Raw genomic sequence first — 17,550 nt, 5'->3', positions numbered from 1 at the left:
GCTTTCCAGCGCCAGGTTATATAGCACCTACTGATCCCCACAAAGTGTCGTTAAACCTTTCTCCGATTTAATTCATACAGTTGTGACAAACAATTTTGGTTCGAGATGCATTTAGATATTGGAGCACACTATGCTATTGCCTTTGTCCGGGCTATATTCAAAATATTATTCCAATGAAGATTGCTTATATAAGTACCTACTTGCCCAAAGAATGTGGGATTGCCACTTTTACTTCAGATTTGTTGCATGCTGTAGCACTGCATAATCAGGAACTGACGCAACATGTTTTTGCGGTCGCGGATCGGGACTATGTTTATCCCAGTGAGGTCGTGTTTAAAATAGATCAACATCGTCAATTGTCCTATATTGAAGCAGCAAATTATATTAATGAAAACGGGTACGATTGTGTCATACTCGAACACGAATATGGCATCTTTGGAGGGAATAGCGGCATGTATATCTTATCATTGATTAATGCATTGCACATTCCGCTACTCGTTAATTTTCACACCATTCTTGAAAAACCAAATGTTGATGAAAAGGCCATTCTTATTGAAATTGTAAAACGGGCTTCCATTGTAATCGTCATGAGCAATTATGCAATTACATTACTCAAATCGATTTATCGGGTCAATACCTCTAAAGTTAGGCTGATACAGCACGGGGTTCCAGAGTTTACCTTGGATCATGAGCTTGCAAAACTTAAAAAGGGGCTTTCTGGAAAGAAAGTTTTATTGACCTTTGGTTTTTTGGGGCGTAACAAGGGAATTGAAATGGTGATTGAATCCCTACCTGAGGTCGTCAAAGATGAACCTGATCTGTTATACCTCGTTGTTGGTAAAACGCATCCCAATGTATTGGCACATTCCGGCGAGGAATATCGGGAATATCTGGGTAGTCTCGTGGAAGCCTATCAGTTGGAGGAACATGTGCAATTTGTCAATTCCTTTGTCAGTCAGGCCGATCTTGTGGAGTATCTATGTGCCTGTGATGTTTATGTTACACCTTATATTAATGAGGCACAGATTACAAGTGGAACATTGTCTTACGCTATTGGTGCCGGAGCTGCGGTGGTGTCCACTCCCTATTGGCATGCCAAAGAGCTGCTAGCTGATGGGAGGGGCGTGTTGGTGGAATTTAAAAATTCAGCCAAGATGGCCGAGGTGCTCAAAAATCTGTTTTCAAATTTGGACTATCGCACGACACTAAGAGACAACGCCCGTATATTTGGTAAAGAGATGACCTGGAAAAATATAGGTCTCCGGTACACACGAATTTTAGATAAAATTATTCCTACCTACGATAGCCTCAAAGAAAATGTAGGATTTAGTAAAGAGGAAATGCCTAAATTCAGCTGGAAGCATATCGACAGACTGACCAATCAGGTCGGTATCTTACAGCATGCAACTTATTCGCTACCGAACTACAAAGAGGGCTATTGTCTTGACGATAATGCAAGAGCGCTTTTAGTTGCTTTATTGGCGCAGCAAGATTTTGCTGACAAAAGGCTTGACCGTCGTATTTCGACTTATCTGAGTTATATCTATTATCATCAGCGCGAAGATGGGCTTTTTCACAATTTTATGAATTTCCAGCATAGTTTCCTCGATGAGGTGGGTTCGGAAGACTCCTTTGGACGGACGATATGGGCACTGGGGGTGCTTCTTCGGGAAACAAAATTGACAAGTTATTATCAATTGGGACATGAGCTGTTTTTTAGGGCCGTTCCAAATTTTGGCCAGTTGCGTTCCAACCGAGCGATAGCTTATACTGTACTGGGAATTGCGGAATATTTGCACCATCAATCCAATGATGAGGTGATGATAGAGCTGATGCGGGCACTTATCGGCAAGCTGGTACGGGAATACGAAGCAAGCTCAGATGAAAACTGGCAATGGTTTGAAGCGGTATTGAGTTATGACAACGCAATTTTGCCCTATGCGTTATTGACGGCCTATCCTTTTTTGAACGATGAAACAATAAAACAGTTGGGCCTATCGACTTTAAAGTTTCTCGAAAGTATGACTGTCCAGAATGGTGCGCTTTCATTGGTCGGAAACCAGGAATGGGCCAAGCAAGGAAAGCATATCAGTAAGTTTGGCCAGCAGCCGCTCGATGTCACGGCAATGGTATTTATGTATCGTGAAGCTTTTAGACTGACCAACAAAAAGGTCTATTTTACCCGTATGATTGCTTCTTTCCGCTGGTTTTTAGGAGAGAATGATCTTCGGCTCGGTTTGTATGATGAGGAAACCAAAGGTTGCTGTGATGGCCTTGAATCCTATGGCATCAATAGAAACCAAGGGGCGGAGAGCACCCTTTGTTTCTATTTGGCTTATATCGTAGCTTATCGTGCTTTTATTGATAACGATCAGGATTCAAGATAGCGAGCAATAGATCTTCGAGCTTGATGGTCGCGTAGGTTGATGCATAATCGGACATCGCATAAGGTAAGATAAGGTGTTCGTTGTGTACGATGGCTCCGCAGGAATAAATGACGTTTGGTACATACCCTTCCCGTTCCTCATCATTGGGTGTCATCAATGGGCTATGTAGGCGCCCAATTTCCACATGCGGGTTATCCAAGTCCAAAAGAGCTGCGCCTAGGACATATTCACGCATTGGTCCTACGGCATGGGTTAGAATCAGCCAGCCGTATTGTGTTTCTATTGGCGAACCGCAATTTCCGATCTGAACAAATTCATACGGATATTCTGGCTGCTGAATCCGGATTGCCGTTTCCTGCCATATATTGATATTATTGGAGTAGGCGATGTAGTTGTTCTCACCATCAATGCGGCAGAGCATGGCATAACGTCCATTTATTTTACGTGGAAATAGTGCCGCCCCCTTGTTGGCAATTTCACCATAAATAGGTTTCACTTTAAAATGGTAAAAATCTTTTGTGGTAAGTAATTTCGGGAGGATGCTGAATCCGTCGTAAGCGGTGTATGTTGCATAGTACGTGCTCTCACCTTTTTCGGTTCGGAACTGGACGAAGCGAGCGTCTTCAATTCCTCTTTTTTCTGTGTCGGCGATAGGAAATATAACACGTTCCGAAATGGAAGTATCCAGGGAGAAAGTCATTTCATAATGTGAAGATGCAAGCCAGAGTGCCTGTTGCAGAAATGTAATATTTTCCAGATTATCGTCACTATCGCGTCGCACTTCATCGATGTACCGTTTGAGTTCTTCGTAGGTAAATGTTTCTGTTAGCTTTTCCTCTAGTTTGGATTTGACTTCCGTTGGTTCGGCATGTAGCTCATTCATTTTCTTTAAGAACGATTCCTTGTGATAACGGTGATTTTTGACTTGTATGGGCTTATCCAATAAACTGCCAACATAATCGATATGTATATTATTGTCGACATCCAATGTGCCTGATCGAAAAACGATTGAAGAGACATGGCCTTCTCCTGTAGCCCTGAAACTCAAAATAACCCGTTTTTCACCTTTGAATAACTCTGTCTGGTCCGGATGTTCGATAATGGAGGGATTAAATAATGCCGCTGACTCAATCGAATATTCCATGGTGAAGTAGGATCCGATCAGTAGCTTGTCAATTTGACTTAGCTTTTCCTTTGGAAATGGAATCTTCTCCAATAAGTGGCTTATTCGGTCAAAATTACGTTCAAATATATGGACAATGCTACGATGTCTTTTCGTATAGCTTCGCAGGACCTGTCCAAATACCTCTTTCCGTTCCAATTCGTTAAGCGATAGAAGGCGTTTGATAACTTTTATCGTGCGGTCATCTCCCAACGAAAAAAAACGTGCTAGCACTCTCTTTTTATCAGGTTTAAAGTAAATATCCTTCCGTTCAACTTGTACTGGTCTATGCATAATGATATGTTGATGTTTATACCCTGTATTAGAACGAACAGTGATTGGCTTTTGTTTTTATTCTAAGCCAATAATCACCGGATATCTAATAAAAATGGAGTAACTTTGACCAAGGAAAAATTTTAGATATGATTGAAAATAGTTTAGAACCAAAAGCAATTTGGAAAAATTTCTCTGCATTGAATGCGGTCCCGAGAGCTTCTAAAAAAGAAGAGCGCGTGATTGCTTTTATGGTAGACTTTGGTAAATCCTTGGGTTTAGAAACAAGCGTTGATGAGATTGGCAACGTGCTCATCAAAAAATCCGCTACTCCGGGAATGGAGGACCGTAAAACGATTGTATTGCAGTCGCATTTGGATATGGTGCACCAAAAAAATAACGATACTGTTTTTGACTTCGATAATGAAGGTATTAAGATGTACGTTGATGGTGATTGGGTAAAAGCAGAGGGTACCACTTTGGGTGCAGATAATGGTCTTGGCGTTGCGACAATCATGTCGATTTTGGAATCATCCATTATTGAACACCCTGCCATTGAAGCCTTGTTTACCATTGATGAAGAGACAGGTATGACCGGAGCTTTAGGTTTAAAAGGCGGTGTGCTTTCGGGCGAAATCCTGTTGAATTTGGATACAGAGAATGATACTGAAATCGATATTGGCTGTGCCGGGGGCATTGATGTGACGGCAACGCAGTCCTACGTTGCAGAGCCTTGTCCTTTTGATACATTGTCTTTTGAAATTACAGTAAAAGGATTACATGGGGGGCATTCTGGTATGGACATTCATAAAGGTTTTGCCAATGCCAATAAAGTAATGAACCGTTTGCTATTTGGCGCCAATGCACATTATGGATTGCGTATTGCTTCTTTATTGGGCGGAAGTCTACGCAATGCAATTCCGAGAGAAAGTGTTGCAAAGGTGGTCATCATTAAGGATAAAGCAACTGACTTTGTTCAGAATTTGACACAATTGGCTCAAGATATCAAATTGGAATTTGCAACGACAGAACCGGCTATGGAAATTGTCGTGAAGCAAACTGATGCTGCTTATGCAACAGTAGTTCCAGTAAACGTGCAGGAAAACTTAATCAACAGTGTTTATGCGGCCTTAAATGGTGTATATCGTGTGAGTGCCGATTTTGAAGATTTGGTAGAAACCTCCAATAATATTGCTAAAGTAGAAGTAGGCGGGGAAAAGGTTTCCATTAAATGTCTAACCAGATCTTCTGTTGAAACGTCTAAATTTGATTTAGCCCAATCTTTAAAAGCCGCATTTGAACTGGGTGGTTTTACCGTCGGTTTTTCGGGCAATTATCCAGGATGGGCACCTAATCCGAATTCTGAAATTTTAGAAGTGCTCAAATCAATTTATACGAGACAACATGGTGAAGCTCCAGAAGTCGTGGCTTGCCATGCCGGACTTGAGTGCGGTATCTTGGGGACAAACTATCCCGAAATGGATATGATTTCTTTTGGACCAACAATCTTAGGTGCTCATTCGCCTGCAGAGCGTGTCTCCATTTCTTCGGTGCAGAAGTTTTGGAGTTTTGTGCTCGAAATTCTCAAAGAGATCCCTAAAAAATAAATTTTCAACAAGGGCCTATTGCTGGTTTTTTTTTGACGATTGGTCATGAAAGCAAAAAGAGATAGGTCACGGAAACAGAAAGGTATGGTGTAAGCCATACCTTTTTTATTTTCATTAATTTTTCATTTTTCTTGCAAAAAATGAAAAATTACCTTACTTTCAGGATGAAAAAATGATTTAATAGACCAAATTTTATACAAGCTCTCAAATTGAGGGAAAACCTAATAGTGATATAATGATCATAATCCTCATTGTAATCAGCATTTGTTTGCTTATCCTTTGCATAACTTATTTTAAGATCAATGCCTTTCTCGCTTTTTTAGTTGTTTCCTTACTCAGTGGACTTTTTTTGGGTATTCCACCGGCACAGTTGGTGGGGACAGTTGAAAAGGGCGTTGCGGGAGTTATGGGGAGCCTGACTTTAATCATTGTTTTGGGCGCAATGTTGGGGAAAATTGTAGCTGAAAGTGGGGCCGCCGAGATAATTGCTGAGCAAATGGTCCGCCTGATGGGAGAGCGATACCTGCAGTGGGGGCTTATGTTGACGGGTTTTATCGTTGGAATACCGCTATTTTATGGAATCGGATTTGTCTTATTAGTTCCCTTGATATTTTCGATTTCCTACCGCTATAAGTTGCCGACAGTATATATTGGATTACCGATGCTGGCTGCCCTTTCTGTAACACATGGCTTTATTCCGCCGCATCCTTCCCCAGTTGCATTAGTTGCCCTGTTTCACGCTGATATGGGACTGACACTTATCTATGGTCTTTTGATCGCCATACCTGCTATTATTTTGGGTGGGCCAATTTTTGGAAGAAGCCTCAAAAATATACGTGCAAGTCAGGAATCAATTTTTCGAGAGAAAGATCGCTCAGAATCAGTGCAGTATCCGCGCCCGACAGTGGGGGTAAGTTTGGCTGTAGCTTTGCTGCCGGTATTGCTCATTGTCTTATTTACACTGCTTCCTTATTGCTATCATACAACCAATATAGCGCTGCAGCAGGGAGTTAAGTTTATCGGCAACCCTACCGTTGTTATGATTATTGCGGTCGGTGTGGCAACCTATTTATTAGGATTGAAATTGGGACGATCGATGACCAATGTGATGACAATCTATGAGTCTGCGGTGAAAGATATTGCCATGATTCTATTGATTATTGCTGGCTCGGGAATCTTTAAACAAGTTATGGAGGACAGTGGAGTCAGTCTGTTATTGGCCAATACCCTGCAACAGCTCACCATTTCACCTTTACTGTTGGCTTGGTTAATTACAGCTGTTATCAGAGGTTGTGTCGGCTCGGCCACAGTAGCCGCCTTGACAGCCGCTGGTGTCCTGCTACCTATTGTTACAGGGGGAAAAGCAGATCCTAATCTCATGGTACTGGCGATAGGAGCCGGAAGTCTGATGTTCTCCCATGTCAATGATGCCGGATTTTGGCTATTTAAAGAGTACTTTGGCCTTAGCATAAAGGATACGTTATTTTCCTGGTCGATCATGGAGGCGATTGTTTCCATTGTTGGGCTCCTTGCTGTTTTACTATTGCAATTAATTTTATATTAGCTATTATTTTAAACTTTAAAATCGTTAAAGATGTACAACGCAGATGAACAATTCGAAAAATTAGGTTTGACATTACCTCCGGCACCGGCACCTAAAGGTGTCTATAAACCATACGTCATTGACGGCAAGTACCTGTATCTCTCTGGTCATGGTCCCGTACAAGATGATGCTGCATTAATTATCGGTCGAATTGGAAGTGATATCAGTCCTGAAGAAGGCAAACTTGCAGCCAGACAGGTTGGCCTAACCATGTTGTCGACCATTAAAACCAATTTGGGCTCATTGAACAAAATCAAGCGTGTAATCAAGGTATTGGGTATGGTCAACTGTACTTCGGATTTTCTTTATCATCCAGGTGTAATTAACGGCTGTAGTGAGCTGTTCGCTGCGGTTTGGGGAGAAGAGAATGGTATTGGAACACGTAGTGCAGTTGGATTTGGTTCTTTGCCCGATAATATTCCCGTAGAAATCGAAGCATTATTTGAGTTATACTAATCTGAATTGTATGGAAACTTGGTGCCATATACATGATGTCGATCAGGTCGATTCGCCAGCCTTGCTGGTCTACCCTGATCGCATTGTCAAGAACATAGACCGCGCTTTACATATTGTGCATGGGCGGGCTGATCGATTGCGGCCGCATATCAAAACGAACAAGTGTCGGGAAGTATGCCAACTGATGATGGATAGGGGGATAACAAAGTTTAAGTGTGCAACCATCGCAGAAGCTGAACTATTGGGTGTTATCGGTGCAAAAGATGTTTTGTTGGCATACCAGCCCGTAGGGCCAAAGATAGATCGTTTTTTGAATCTTGTAACCGCCTTTCCCGAGACACATTTTGCCTGTCTTGTGGATCATGTCGATGCAGCACAGGAGATTTCAAAGCGAAGCTTGTCGAAAGGCTTACACAGCGCTGTTTATCTGGATGTTAATATTGGCATGGGCCGTACAGGAGTACCTTTAGAAGGGATTGAGCGTCTCGTTATGGATATCCATCTTTTGGAAGGTGTTCAGTTGGTAGGTGTGCATGGTTATGACGGTCATATTCATGAAAAGGATTATAAACTTCGCGAAAAGCAATCCCAACATTCATATGGTATACTCGAAACGGCCTACCTTATGGCGCAGGTGTCCACTTCTAAACCTTTGACTAAAGTTATTGGCGGTTCGCCAAGTTTCACTTTTCATGCCGAACGCAGCGATGTAGAATGCAGTCCCGGAACGTTTGTGTTTTGGGATTTTGGCTATGCCGAAAATTACGCAGAACAGGATTTTATGCTTGCGGCGGTACTTTTGACGCGTGTCGTTTCTATCGTTGATCACAAGCACCTTTGTTTGGACCTGGGGTATAAATCAGTTGCATGTGAATCGCCGCAGCCTCGCGTCAAGTTTTTCGATCCCCGTATTGGCGAAATAAAAATGCAGAGTGAAGAACATTTGGTCGTTGAAGTTTCCAATACCGCACAATTTAATATCGGCGATGCCCTTTATGCAGTGCCAAGGCATATCTGCCCGACAGTAGCTTGTTATGGCGAACTTCAAGTTGTCAATGAACGGCAGGCAGATCAAATTTGGACTGTTTATGCGCGAAATAAAAAGATAAATTATTGATATGTACGAATTTGAAATGCCATTTTTGGTCGATGCACATTTGGATTTGAGTATGAATGCCATGGAATGGAATCGGGATCTTCGATTGCCGATTACTGAACTGAACCGTAGGGAAAAGGGGATGGATGACAAGCCCGATCGGGCTAAGGCAACAGTCACTTTTGACGAATTGCGTCGTGGTCATATTGGTTTGGTTGTTGCCACACAAATCGCCCGATTCGTAAAACCCGAAAGTTCTTTACCAGGCTGGTACTCACCGGAACAGGCATGGGCGCAAACACAGGGACAGCTTGCATGGTATAAAGCAATGGAAGCCGATGGACAAATGAAAATGATCTGTACAAAGACTGATTTGGACCAACATTTGGCGCTTTGGTCGGATGGCGGCGATCATGCCGATAAGCCAATCGGATATCTGCTGAGTCTGGAAGGTGCCGATTCCATTGTAGATATCAGCTATCTCGAAACAGCCTATAACTATGGTTTAAGAGCGATTGGACCAGCACATTACGGGCCAGGTAGATATGCCAATGGAACAGATTCGTCTGGCAAGCTTAATGAGCAGGGAATAAGGTTGTTGCAGGAAATGGAGCGATTGGGGATGATATTGGACGCGACACACCTAAATGATGATGCTTTTTGGGATGCTGTACAACGTTATCAGGGTGCGATTTGGGCCAGTCATAATAATTGCCGCAAGTTTGTGGACCATAATAGGCAGTTCAGTGATGAAATGATTAAGACACTTGTGGAGAAAAAAGCGGTGATCGGTGTAGCGCTCGATGCTTGGATGATGGTACCGAATTGGGTCCGCGGTGTATCCGACCCTAAAACAAGCAATTGCTCCATGGATATCATGGCCAACAATATTGATCATATTTGTCAATTGGCAGGAAATGTCGATCATGTTGGCGTGGGGAGCGATTTAGACGGAGCATTTGGCCGTGAGCAGTGTCCTTATGATCTGGAAACGATTGCTGATATCCAAAAAGTATTTGGTATCCTGTCAAAAAGAGGGTATGATAACACGGATCTTGAAAAGATTGCCAGCAAGAACTGGCTTAATTTTATGCGAAATGCATTGCCCGAATCTTAAGAAAAGATAATCGAATCTTAAGAAATGAAATGGAGACATCCTTGAGCACAAATAGGTCAATAACCTACCCAGATGATAGCATGTCTTGAAGAGCAAATAGTTAACAATAGCGAAGCTGATTAGACGAATCAAAACAAACACCTCCAATACCAATTAATAGATGAAACCAGTATTACGCGTGCAATTGTCCCTGATGATGTTTTTAGAGTATTTTATCAAAGGGGCTTGGTTTGTAACTTTGGGAACATACCTCATTAAATCGCTCAATGCCTCGGGTATGGAGGTCGCAAATATTTTTGCGACACAATCCCTTGGTGCTGTATTTGCTCCTTTTTTTGTGGGTTTTGTCGCCGACAGGTATTTTAATGCCGAGCGGGTACTTTCAGCATTACATCTCATTGGAGCTGCACTACTTTACGGGATGTCGCAGGCGCCCGATGCGACACATTTTTATCCCTATGTATTTGTCTATTTTATGGCTTACATGTCTTCGCTATCCTTATCCAATGGGATCGCATTCCGGCATATTGAAGATGCGAAGAAGTATTTTCCGGGGGTACGCGTGTGGGGAACGATCGGTTGGATCTGTTCGGGACTTGTGATCAGTTATTTGTTCCGTTGGGATGCTCCAGAATCGATACAGGCAGGTGCCTTGCATAATACCTTTATTATGGGCGCGGTTTGTTCGTTGTTACTGGCATTCTTTAGTTTGGCCCTACCAAAAACACCACCACAAGTGAAGCTTAGAGATGAAAAGTTTGATTTTGGAAAGGCAATCGGTTTGGATGCATTGAAGCTTTTAAAACAGCGGAGTTTTCTGATTTTTTTTGTAACAGCAATTGTCATCTGTATTCCCATTTCGTTCTATTATCAAAATGCGAACCCATTTTTGGTCAACGCCGGAATACCGAACCCCACAGCAAAAATGGCATTGGGGCAATTTTCCGAAGCCATCTGCTTATTGTTGATTCCATTTTTCTTTAGACGCTTGGGGTATAAAAAGATGATTTTACTGGGCATTGCGGCCTGGGCACTCCGTTATTTGTTTTTTGCCTACGGCGACGGACAGGAACGGTCATTTTTATTGCTATTCGGAATTTTATTGCATGGCATCTGCTATGATTTTATGTTCGTAGTGGGGCAGATCTATACCGATCGAATTGCTGGTGAAAAATACAAGGCTTCTGCACAGGGTCTTATTACCATTGCGATGTATGGTGTAGGGATGCTGATCGGATTTTGGGTTGCCGGTGCTGTTTCAGATTATCTGAAAACAGCTTATGCTGCTCAATTTTGGGAATATCTTTGGTTTATTCCGGCAGGTATTTCTGGTTTTTGTCTTGTGTTATTTGCCCTGTTTTTTAAAGAGGAGAAAACGGTGCCGGATATGAAAACCAGCTAAAGATGCGCTATGTTCAATTAAAGGCAGAACGTCCGTAAAAAACGATAACATGGAGCATCCATGATGGGAAGGTGCTCCATGTCTTTAAAATGCCTATTAGATCATATTGAACCATTCCTGGTATTTTTCACCGATGAAGGGGAGTGGTTTCCGCTCTCCGGAAAATGCGGACATTAATCCTAGTATAAGAGCAATAAGTAGGAGCAATCCAACAATACTAATGGCGATTCCGCCAATACCCGGAACAAAACGTAAAAGTCCCAAAGCCATTCCTGTTACTGAAATGCCTATACTTTGTCGGATATGGAATTGCGCTAAAGCAGTCTTTTCCTTGTTGTTCATGATGATGGCTGCAACAAGGCCGATAATGGTTAAGTAAGAAATAATAGCAATTGTTTTTCCGTCATTTGACGTAGCCTTCTGAATAGGGGTTCTCTCCATGATCCTTTATTGTAAAATGTTTGACTTAAATATTTAAGACAAATTTAGGAGAGATATCCCTTCTATCCTTTAGCTGAATTCAGGGATATTTTAATTATCCTTCGACACTTTCCAGTAATTGCTTTTCATGAAGTTCAAAATATTCACCTCTTTTCTCCATCAATTCAGCATGTGTACCCTGTTCTACAATCTCGCCTTGATCCATCACCAATATATGGTCTGCATTCTTGATTGTCGAGATGCGATGGGCAATAAAAATACAGGTCTTGCCTTTCATGATGCGGCTTAGCGAACGGAGAATTGTTTCTTCTGTTTTTGTATCCACGGCTGAAAGACAGTCATCAAAAATCAATACTTTAGGTTCCTTAATTAAAGCGCGTGCGATGGATACCCGTTGTTTTTGTCCCCCGGAGAGGGTGATACCACGTTCCCCAACGGCGGTTTCAAATCCATCTTCAAAAGCTATAATATTGTCGTATACAGCGGCATCTTTGGCGGCCTGTTCCACTTGTTCCTGTGTAAAGTGGTCTAAACCAAAGCCTATATTATTGGCAATGGTATCTGAAAATAGGAAAACATCTTGTGGGACAAATCCAACTTGTTGGCGCAAGCTTTTGAAATCAAGGTTTTTAATTTCAAGACTATCATAATGAATACTTCCTTTGTCGGTATCATACATTCGAAGGAGTAAGTTGGCCAGCGTAGATTTTCCGGATCCTGTTTTTCCGATAATAGCAAGTGTTTTGCCGATCGGAATTTGGAACGATATATTTTTAATCGCCTGAATACCTGTTTCCGGATAGGTAAAGGAGATTCCATCAACCCTGATTTCACCGGCTAGTTCTTTGGTAGCTGTTCCGTTAACAATTGGAGATTCAGTATGGAGGAATTCGTTGATGCGTTTTTGTGAGGCTGCAGCACGTTGTACCAATGATGTAACCCAAGCCAAAGACATGGCAGGGAAAGTCAACTGGTTGACATAAATGATAAACTCAGCAATATTTCCGGCAGTGACTGTTCCTTTGGCAACTTCAATTCCACCAATATAAATGGTGATTACCGTACTGAGCCCAATCAGCAATAGAATAAGCGGAAAGAAAACAGCCTGTACTTTGACGAGATCAAGAGCCGTATTACGGTAAATGGTACTTTCCTTCTCAAATTCCTGCATTTTGTTTTGTTCTCTGGTATAGGTCTTGATGACGCGGATACCTGCAAAAGTTTCCTGCACAAAAGAAGAAAGGTTCGCCAGTTGTTTCTGTATTTTTAAGCTACGCTTGTTAATAATCTTATTGACAAATAAAATAATAACCGATAGGACCGGTATTGGCGCCAATGCATAAGTAGCCAACCGTCCATTGACGCTATACATCGCATAGATGACCATGATCGATAAAACTATGGTATTGATCGCATACATGATGGCAGGTCCGAGGTAGTTACGTACCTGATTGACATCTTCGGTGGCTCGGCTCATGAGATCTCCGGTATTGTTCTTCCGAAAGAAACCGAAGTTTAAATCTTGGTAATGATTATAGATCTCATTTTTGAGGTCGTATTCAATATAACGCGACGTTAAAATGATCGTCTGACGCATAAAGAATAAAAATATGCCCCGCAACAGCGAAAGTAGGAGGACAACAAAACCAAAAAACAGGAGGCTGGTGCCAAATACCTGGTAGATGAGTTCCTGTCTGTCGAAACCATCAAATAGACGGTATAGATAGATGTTTTCCTGTACCAAATCAAATGCTTCGCGAATCACCTTTGCAGGCAATACTCCGAAATAGTTGGAGATGATAACAAAAATAACCCCTGGAATCAGTTTCCAGCGGTATTTATAAAAGTACTTATTTAAGTAGGCGAGATCCTTCATATTACGAATACAAAAGTAGGACTAATTCATCAAAATGCTTTACGATTTGAGTGAATTTACTGTCATTCGGAAATCAAATGTTAAGTCTTGGATAAAAAAAGTTGTTATGCACAACGAATAATTTTCCTACTTTTGCATCAAGTACCTTAAAAAATTAAAACAAATTAGAGTAGTACATTTTATGTCAACATCTCAAAATTCTATTTTTGAATTGATGAGCCAGTCTGGCCATCAAAACTTATTTTTCTGTAATGATGAATTAGTGGGCTTGAAAGCTATCGTTGCGATCCATGATACAACCTTGGGGCCTGCGATAGGAGGGGTTCGTATGTTACCATACGAAAGTACAGAAGAAGCTATTGAGGATGCTTTACGTTTATCCAAGGCCATTACGTATAAATCTGCCATCACTGGATTGAATTTAGGCGGGGGAAGTGCTGTTATTATTGGGAATAGCCGTTTGGACAAATCTGAGGTTTTATTGCGCCGTTTGGGCCAGTTTATTGAAGGGTTGAATGGTAATTTCATTGCTTCTTTGGATGTAGGTACCACACAACGCGATTTGGAACATATTTATACGGAGACTGACCATGTTGCTGGTTTACCAAAAGCAATTCATGGTAGTGGTGTAGGTGATCCTTCGATCTTTGCGGCTCAAGGTGTTTATTTTGGTATAAAAGCTTGTTTGAAAGAGCTTTATGGATCGGAAAGTGTTGCCGGCAAAAAAGTGATTGTACATGGAGTAGGTGGTATTGGTGAGCGTTTAATTGCGATGTTGCGTGAAGAGAATGCACGTGTTTATGTCAGCGATATTACGGAAGAAAAAATGCTGAAAGTGGCGGCCAAATACAAAGCAGAGCCAATCCCTTACGGTGAAGTATTCGATCACGAATTTGATGTATATTCTCCCTGTGCATTAGGCGGTACTGTAAATCCAGAATCCGCACAGAAAATGCAATGCAAAATTATTGCTGGTTCTGCCAATAATCAATTGAAAGATGAACTTGTTACAAGTTCTATCCTTCATGAAAGAGGTATATTATACGCCCCTGACTATTTGATCAACGCTGGTGCATTAATCGGCTGTTATTCAGAAATTCAAAATTATGGTGTAGATCACACTGAATTTGTGATCAAAAATATTTATAATGCGACTAGAGACGTGTTAAAAAAATCAAAAGAAGAGAATATCTCAACTTTTGAAGCGGCCAATCGCATCGCGGAGAAGCGTATCCAAGATATTAAAAAAATCAAGAGATAGTCTTCATCCCAAAATCGTTCTTATTTATTATTTTATAAAAAATCGTTCTTTAAAATTACTATGTTAAACAGGAGACACCTGAGGGTAAAAGTAGTGCAAACGCTTTATGCGTACAGTCTTTCGGAAGATAAAGACATCAAAACATTTGAGAAAGCACTATTAAAAAATGTGGATGAAGTTTATGAGATGTATATGTGGACACTGAATCTTTTAGATGAAGTATCTGATTATGTCTTAATAGATGCAGAGGGTAGGGCCAATAAGTTTTTACCAACTGAAAAAGACTTGTCTTTAACGACCAAGTTAAGTACAAACACTTTTATTGAGTCATTGAGACAAAATCCACAATATGGAGAGGGTGTCAAAAAGTATAAGATTTCATGGAGCTTTGACCCGGAGATCGTGCGTACTGTATTTTTGCAGTTAAAGGATTCTGAAGCTTATTTGGAGTACTTGCAACAAGAAGATCGTTCGATCGGTACGGAAAAAGATATCATCAAGCATATCTTTAAAAAGATCATCTTGAAATCGCCGGTTATAGAGCAGGTTTTTGAAGAAAAATTCATCAACTGGCCGGTAGATAAAGAAGTATTGCAGGCTTTGATTGCGAAGACTTTTAAGAATTTTAGTTCTGAAGATCCACGTAAAAATAAACTTGCAGAGATTACGCAAAACTGGAATGATGATAGCGACTATGTCATTGCATTGTTGGGTAAAACTATCCGCAATACAAATGAATATCAAAAGCTTATCTCTGAGAAAACGAAGAATTGGGAATCAGATCGTATTGCCTTAATGGATACATTATTGATGCGTATGGCCATATGTGAGTTGGTTAATTTTCCATCTATTCCAGTGAAAGTGACAATAAATGAGTATATTGAAATTTCTAAGGTATTCAGTACATTGAAAAGTAATACATTTATCAATGGTATCTTGGATAAAATACTGAGCGATCTGAATCAACAAGGAAGAATCCAGAAGGCAGGTCGTGGTTTAAGAGATTAAAACCAAACGCATAAATAATTTATACGAATGAAAAACTTTGGCAAATATTCGGTTTTAGCTTTGTCGGCAGTACTTTTATTTTCTTGTGGAAATGCACAAAAAGGAAAAGAAGAGGGAACCAAGACAGCGACTGAAACAGCAGCTGCGGATAGCCTTTCTAAGGCAGCAGCACAATTGGGAAAAGTAGAATTTGAAGAGTCTGCATATGATTTTGGTCAGGTAAAAGAAGGCGCACAGGTAAAACATACCTTTGTCTTGAAAAATTCGGGTGATGCACCTGTTATTATTTCGAAAGTGACTGCTTCATGTGGTTGTACACAACCTGAGTTTTCGAAAAGCCCTATTTTGCCAGGCGGAAAATCTGAGATCCATGTAACTTTCAATAGTGAAGGACAAGTTGGTAAACAGCAGAAGATCATTACGATTCAATCGAATGCTTCCAATGGCTTAACAACGGTGCAGCTGAAAGGCGAAGTATTAGCAAAATAACACATTATTAAACGATATAATAGAAGATGAACACAGTATTATTACAAGCAGCGGGAGGCAATTTGATGAGTTTTTTACCAATGGTTTTGATTATCGTGGTATTTTATTTCTTCATGATCAGACCGCAAATGAAGAAGCAAAAAGATCACAAAAAATATATTGAAGAACTTGGTGTGAACTCTAAAGTTGTTACAACAGCTGGTATTCATGGCCGTATTGTAGAAGTATCAGACACTACTTTCTTAGTCGATGTAGGTTCGGGTGTAAAAATCCGTTTTGATAAATCAGCAATTGCTTTAGATGCTTCAAAAGCTGCTAACAACACGGAGAAGAGCGCTTCTTAAGCTCTTTCCTGAAAGAAATGAAAGCCAGTTTTCTACGAAAACTGGCTTTTTTTATGCTGTTAATAGAAAGCCTGGGTAAGAGCGTTCATATAAATTGTTAGCATAACAATGCATTAGATTACTCCACAATAAATGGAATTCGAAAAACCGCCATCTAAGGTATTCCATATTCCGACATAAACATGGAAATCAGTGGTTTTTCGCTTTAACCAGTCAAATTGGACGGAACAAGAACCTTCACTTACGCTTGCGATAGAAGTTCTTAAATGGGATTCATTAAACGGGTCCAATAATACCAGGTTGATTTTATATACACTATCACTATATTGATCATCTGCTTCCCAGCTCAGGTCGATTACATCATTGTTGATACTGACTTGGCACTTGGATAATGGGGTTAGCGAACCAGAAAATAGAAGCAGTCGTTCTGGATTAACAAAAGGGTTATTATTTGCGTCTATTTCGATGGCCTCCTTAAAAATATGTCGTTGTGCCAATTGGAATGCACCTACGCGACTTCCTTTTTCCGCTAAAAACTGGTAACCAAATTCGAGAAGCCGCTTATTATGGCCGGCAAACTTGCCGGCTACTTGCTGTTTTTTTCTGTTTAAGAGCTCCGCCGCACTTGGTGGGGAGCTGCGTTTTCTTTTTGGGCCGCGCACTACATTTTGATCCTTCAACATGTAGGCACTCACCGATCCAAATTTACCAATAATAGGTCCATTCGGACCGTTTTGTAAAATTGCCATAGCTATTCCTCTTTTAGTTTATAATTCTTATATTGAGCTTATTATCAATTTACTACTATTTTCTTAATTACTTTAGTAGTAACACTATTTTTACAGGGGATTAACAAGGGGTTAGCAGGGGATTGACCCCTGTTAACCCCCTGCTAACCCCCTGTAATCCCCCTGTAAAACCCCAGTTAACATAAAACACAATAGTTGCGAGATACAATCGTTTTTGCGACGTTATTCTCAACGGTTTTTCATTTGTTTTTAGGATTTAATCCACTGCTGACATCGGGC

The 17,550-nt window shown here is 40.9% G+C and carries 15 protein-coding genes; 11 read left to right on the top strand and 4 right to left on the bottom strand.

Annotated features, from left to right (window positions below):
* Window positions 1–173 precede the first annotated feature (173 nt).
* Window positions 174–2,387 carry a glycosyltransferase family 4 protein gene (locus GVK91_RS19730; RefSeq protein WP_159730982.1) on the top strand — a complete coding sequence of 738 codons (2,214 nt, stop codon included), beginning with the start codon at window positions 174–176 and terminating at the stop codon, window positions 2,385–2,387.
* Here the strand turns inward: GVK91_RS19730 and GVK91_RS19725 are convergent.
* The gene (locus tag GVK91_RS19725) at window positions 2,359–3,843 is read right to left on the bottom strand and encodes a glycoside hydrolase family 130 protein (RefSeq protein WP_120332681.1); all 1,485 of its coding nucleotides are present in this window, start codon (window positions 3,841–3,843) and stop codon (window positions 2,359–2,361) included. The two genes, GVK91_RS19730 and GVK91_RS19725, sit on opposite strands and share 29 nt — an antisense overlap.
* A gap of 128 nt (window positions 3,844–3,971) precedes the next feature.
* On the opposite strand from GVK91_RS19725, the gene GVK91_RS19720 reads away from it, so the two are divergent.
* From GVK91_RS19720 to GVK91_RS19695, 6 genes are all read left to right on the top strand, one after another.
* The gene (locus GVK91_RS19720) at window positions 3,972–5,429 is read left to right on the top strand and encodes an aminoacyl-histidine dipeptidase (RefSeq protein ID WP_159730980.1); all 1,458 of its coding nucleotides are present in this window, start codon (window positions 3,972–3,974) and stop codon (window positions 5,427–5,429) included.
* A 235-nt stretch (window positions 5,430–5,664) separates the two neighbouring features.
* Entirely contained in the window at window positions 5,665–6,993 is a 1,329-nt protein-coding gene (locus GVK91_RS19715; protein ID WP_159730978.1) for a gluconate:H+ symporter, read from the top strand.
* Between the two features lie 30 nt (window positions 6,994–7,023).
* Window positions 7,024–7,488, top strand: a complete 465-nt coding sequence (locus tag GVK91_RS19710; protein WP_075993294.1) for a RidA family protein — start codon at window positions 7,024–7,026, stop codon at window positions 7,486–7,488.
* Between the two features lie 10 nt (window positions 7,489–7,498).
* The gene (locus GVK91_RS19705; protein ID WP_159730976.1) at window positions 7,499–8,605 is read left to right on the top strand and encodes a D-TA family PLP-dependent enzyme; all 1,107 of its coding nucleotides are present in this window, start codon (window positions 7,499–7,501) and stop codon (window positions 8,603–8,605) included.
* 1 nt (window position 8,606) lies between these two features.
* On the top strand, window positions 8,607–9,701 hold the full coding sequence (locus tag GVK91_RS19700) for a dipeptidase (RefSeq protein WP_235032965.1): 1,095 nt from the start codon (window positions 8,607–8,609) through the stop codon (window positions 9,699–9,701).
* A 160-nt stretch (window positions 9,702–9,861) separates the two neighbouring features.
* Complete coding sequence (locus GVK91_RS19695; RefSeq protein WP_159730974.1) at window positions 9,862–11,103, top strand: MFS transporter; 1,242 nt, start codon at window positions 9,862–9,864, stop codon at window positions 11,101–11,103.
* Between the two features lie 96 nt (window positions 11,104–11,199).
* On the opposite strand, the gene GVK91_RS19690 is transcribed toward GVK91_RS19695, so the two are convergent.
* A complete protein-coding gene (locus tag GVK91_RS19690) occupies window positions 11,200–11,544 on the bottom strand; it encodes a hypothetical protein (RefSeq protein ID WP_159730972.1) in 345 nt (114 codons plus the stop codon).
* A gap of 94 nt (window positions 11,545–11,638) precedes the next feature.
* A complete protein-coding gene (locus tag GVK91_RS19685; protein ID WP_159730970.1) occupies window positions 11,639–13,420 on the bottom strand; it encodes an ABC transporter ATP-binding protein in 1,782 nt (593 codons plus the stop codon).
* A 181-nt stretch (window positions 13,421–13,601) separates the two neighbouring features.
* Between GVK91_RS19685 and GVK91_RS19680 the strand changes: the two genes are divergently transcribed.
* From GVK91_RS19680 to yajC, 4 genes are read left to right on the top strand one after another with little or no spacing between them, the layout of a single operon-like run.
* Window positions 13,602–14,681 carry a Glu/Leu/Phe/Val dehydrogenase gene (locus tag GVK91_RS19680; RefSeq protein ID WP_153846368.1) on the top strand — a complete coding sequence of 360 codons (1,080 nt, stop codon included), beginning with the start codon at window positions 13,602–13,604 and terminating at the stop codon, window positions 14,679–14,681.
* Between the two features lie 60 nt (window positions 14,682–14,741).
* Window positions 14,742–15,689 (top strand): transcription antitermination factor NusB, encoded by a 948-nt coding sequence (gene nusB, locus GVK91_RS19675; RefSeq protein WP_153846367.1) that lies wholly within the window; start codon window positions 14,742–14,744, stop codon window positions 15,687–15,689.
* Between the two features lie 27 nt (window positions 15,690–15,716).
* Window positions 15,717–16,178: a DUF1573 domain-containing protein gene (locus tag GVK91_RS19670; RefSeq protein WP_153846366.1), complete on the top strand. Its 462-nt coding sequence runs from the start codon at window positions 15,717–15,719 to the stop codon at window positions 16,176–16,178.
* Window positions 16,179–16,204: 26 nt separating this feature from the next.
* On the top strand, window positions 16,205–16,522 hold the full coding sequence (yajC, locus tag GVK91_RS19665; RefSeq protein WP_120332688.1) for a preprotein translocase subunit YajC: 318 nt from the start codon (window positions 16,205–16,207) through the stop codon (window positions 16,520–16,522).
* A gap of 113 nt (window positions 16,523–16,635) precedes the next feature.
* Here the strand turns inward: yajC and GVK91_RS19660 are convergent, their stop codons facing one another.
* Complete coding sequence (locus GVK91_RS19660) at window positions 16,636–17,271, bottom strand: hypothetical protein (protein ID WP_153846365.1); 636 nt, start codon at window positions 17,269–17,271, stop codon at window positions 16,636–16,638.
* Window positions 17,272–17,550: the final 279 nt, after the last annotated feature.

The organism is Sphingobacterium sp. 18053 (assembly GCF_902706145.1).
GTDB classification, from domain to species: domain Bacteria; phylum Bacteroidota; class Bacteroidia; order Sphingobacteriales; family Sphingobacteriaceae; genus Sphingobacterium; species Sphingobacterium paramultivorum.
The sequence above is the reverse complement of the archived record's forward strand: the minus strand, read 5'-3'. Positions and strand labels throughout refer to the sequence as shown.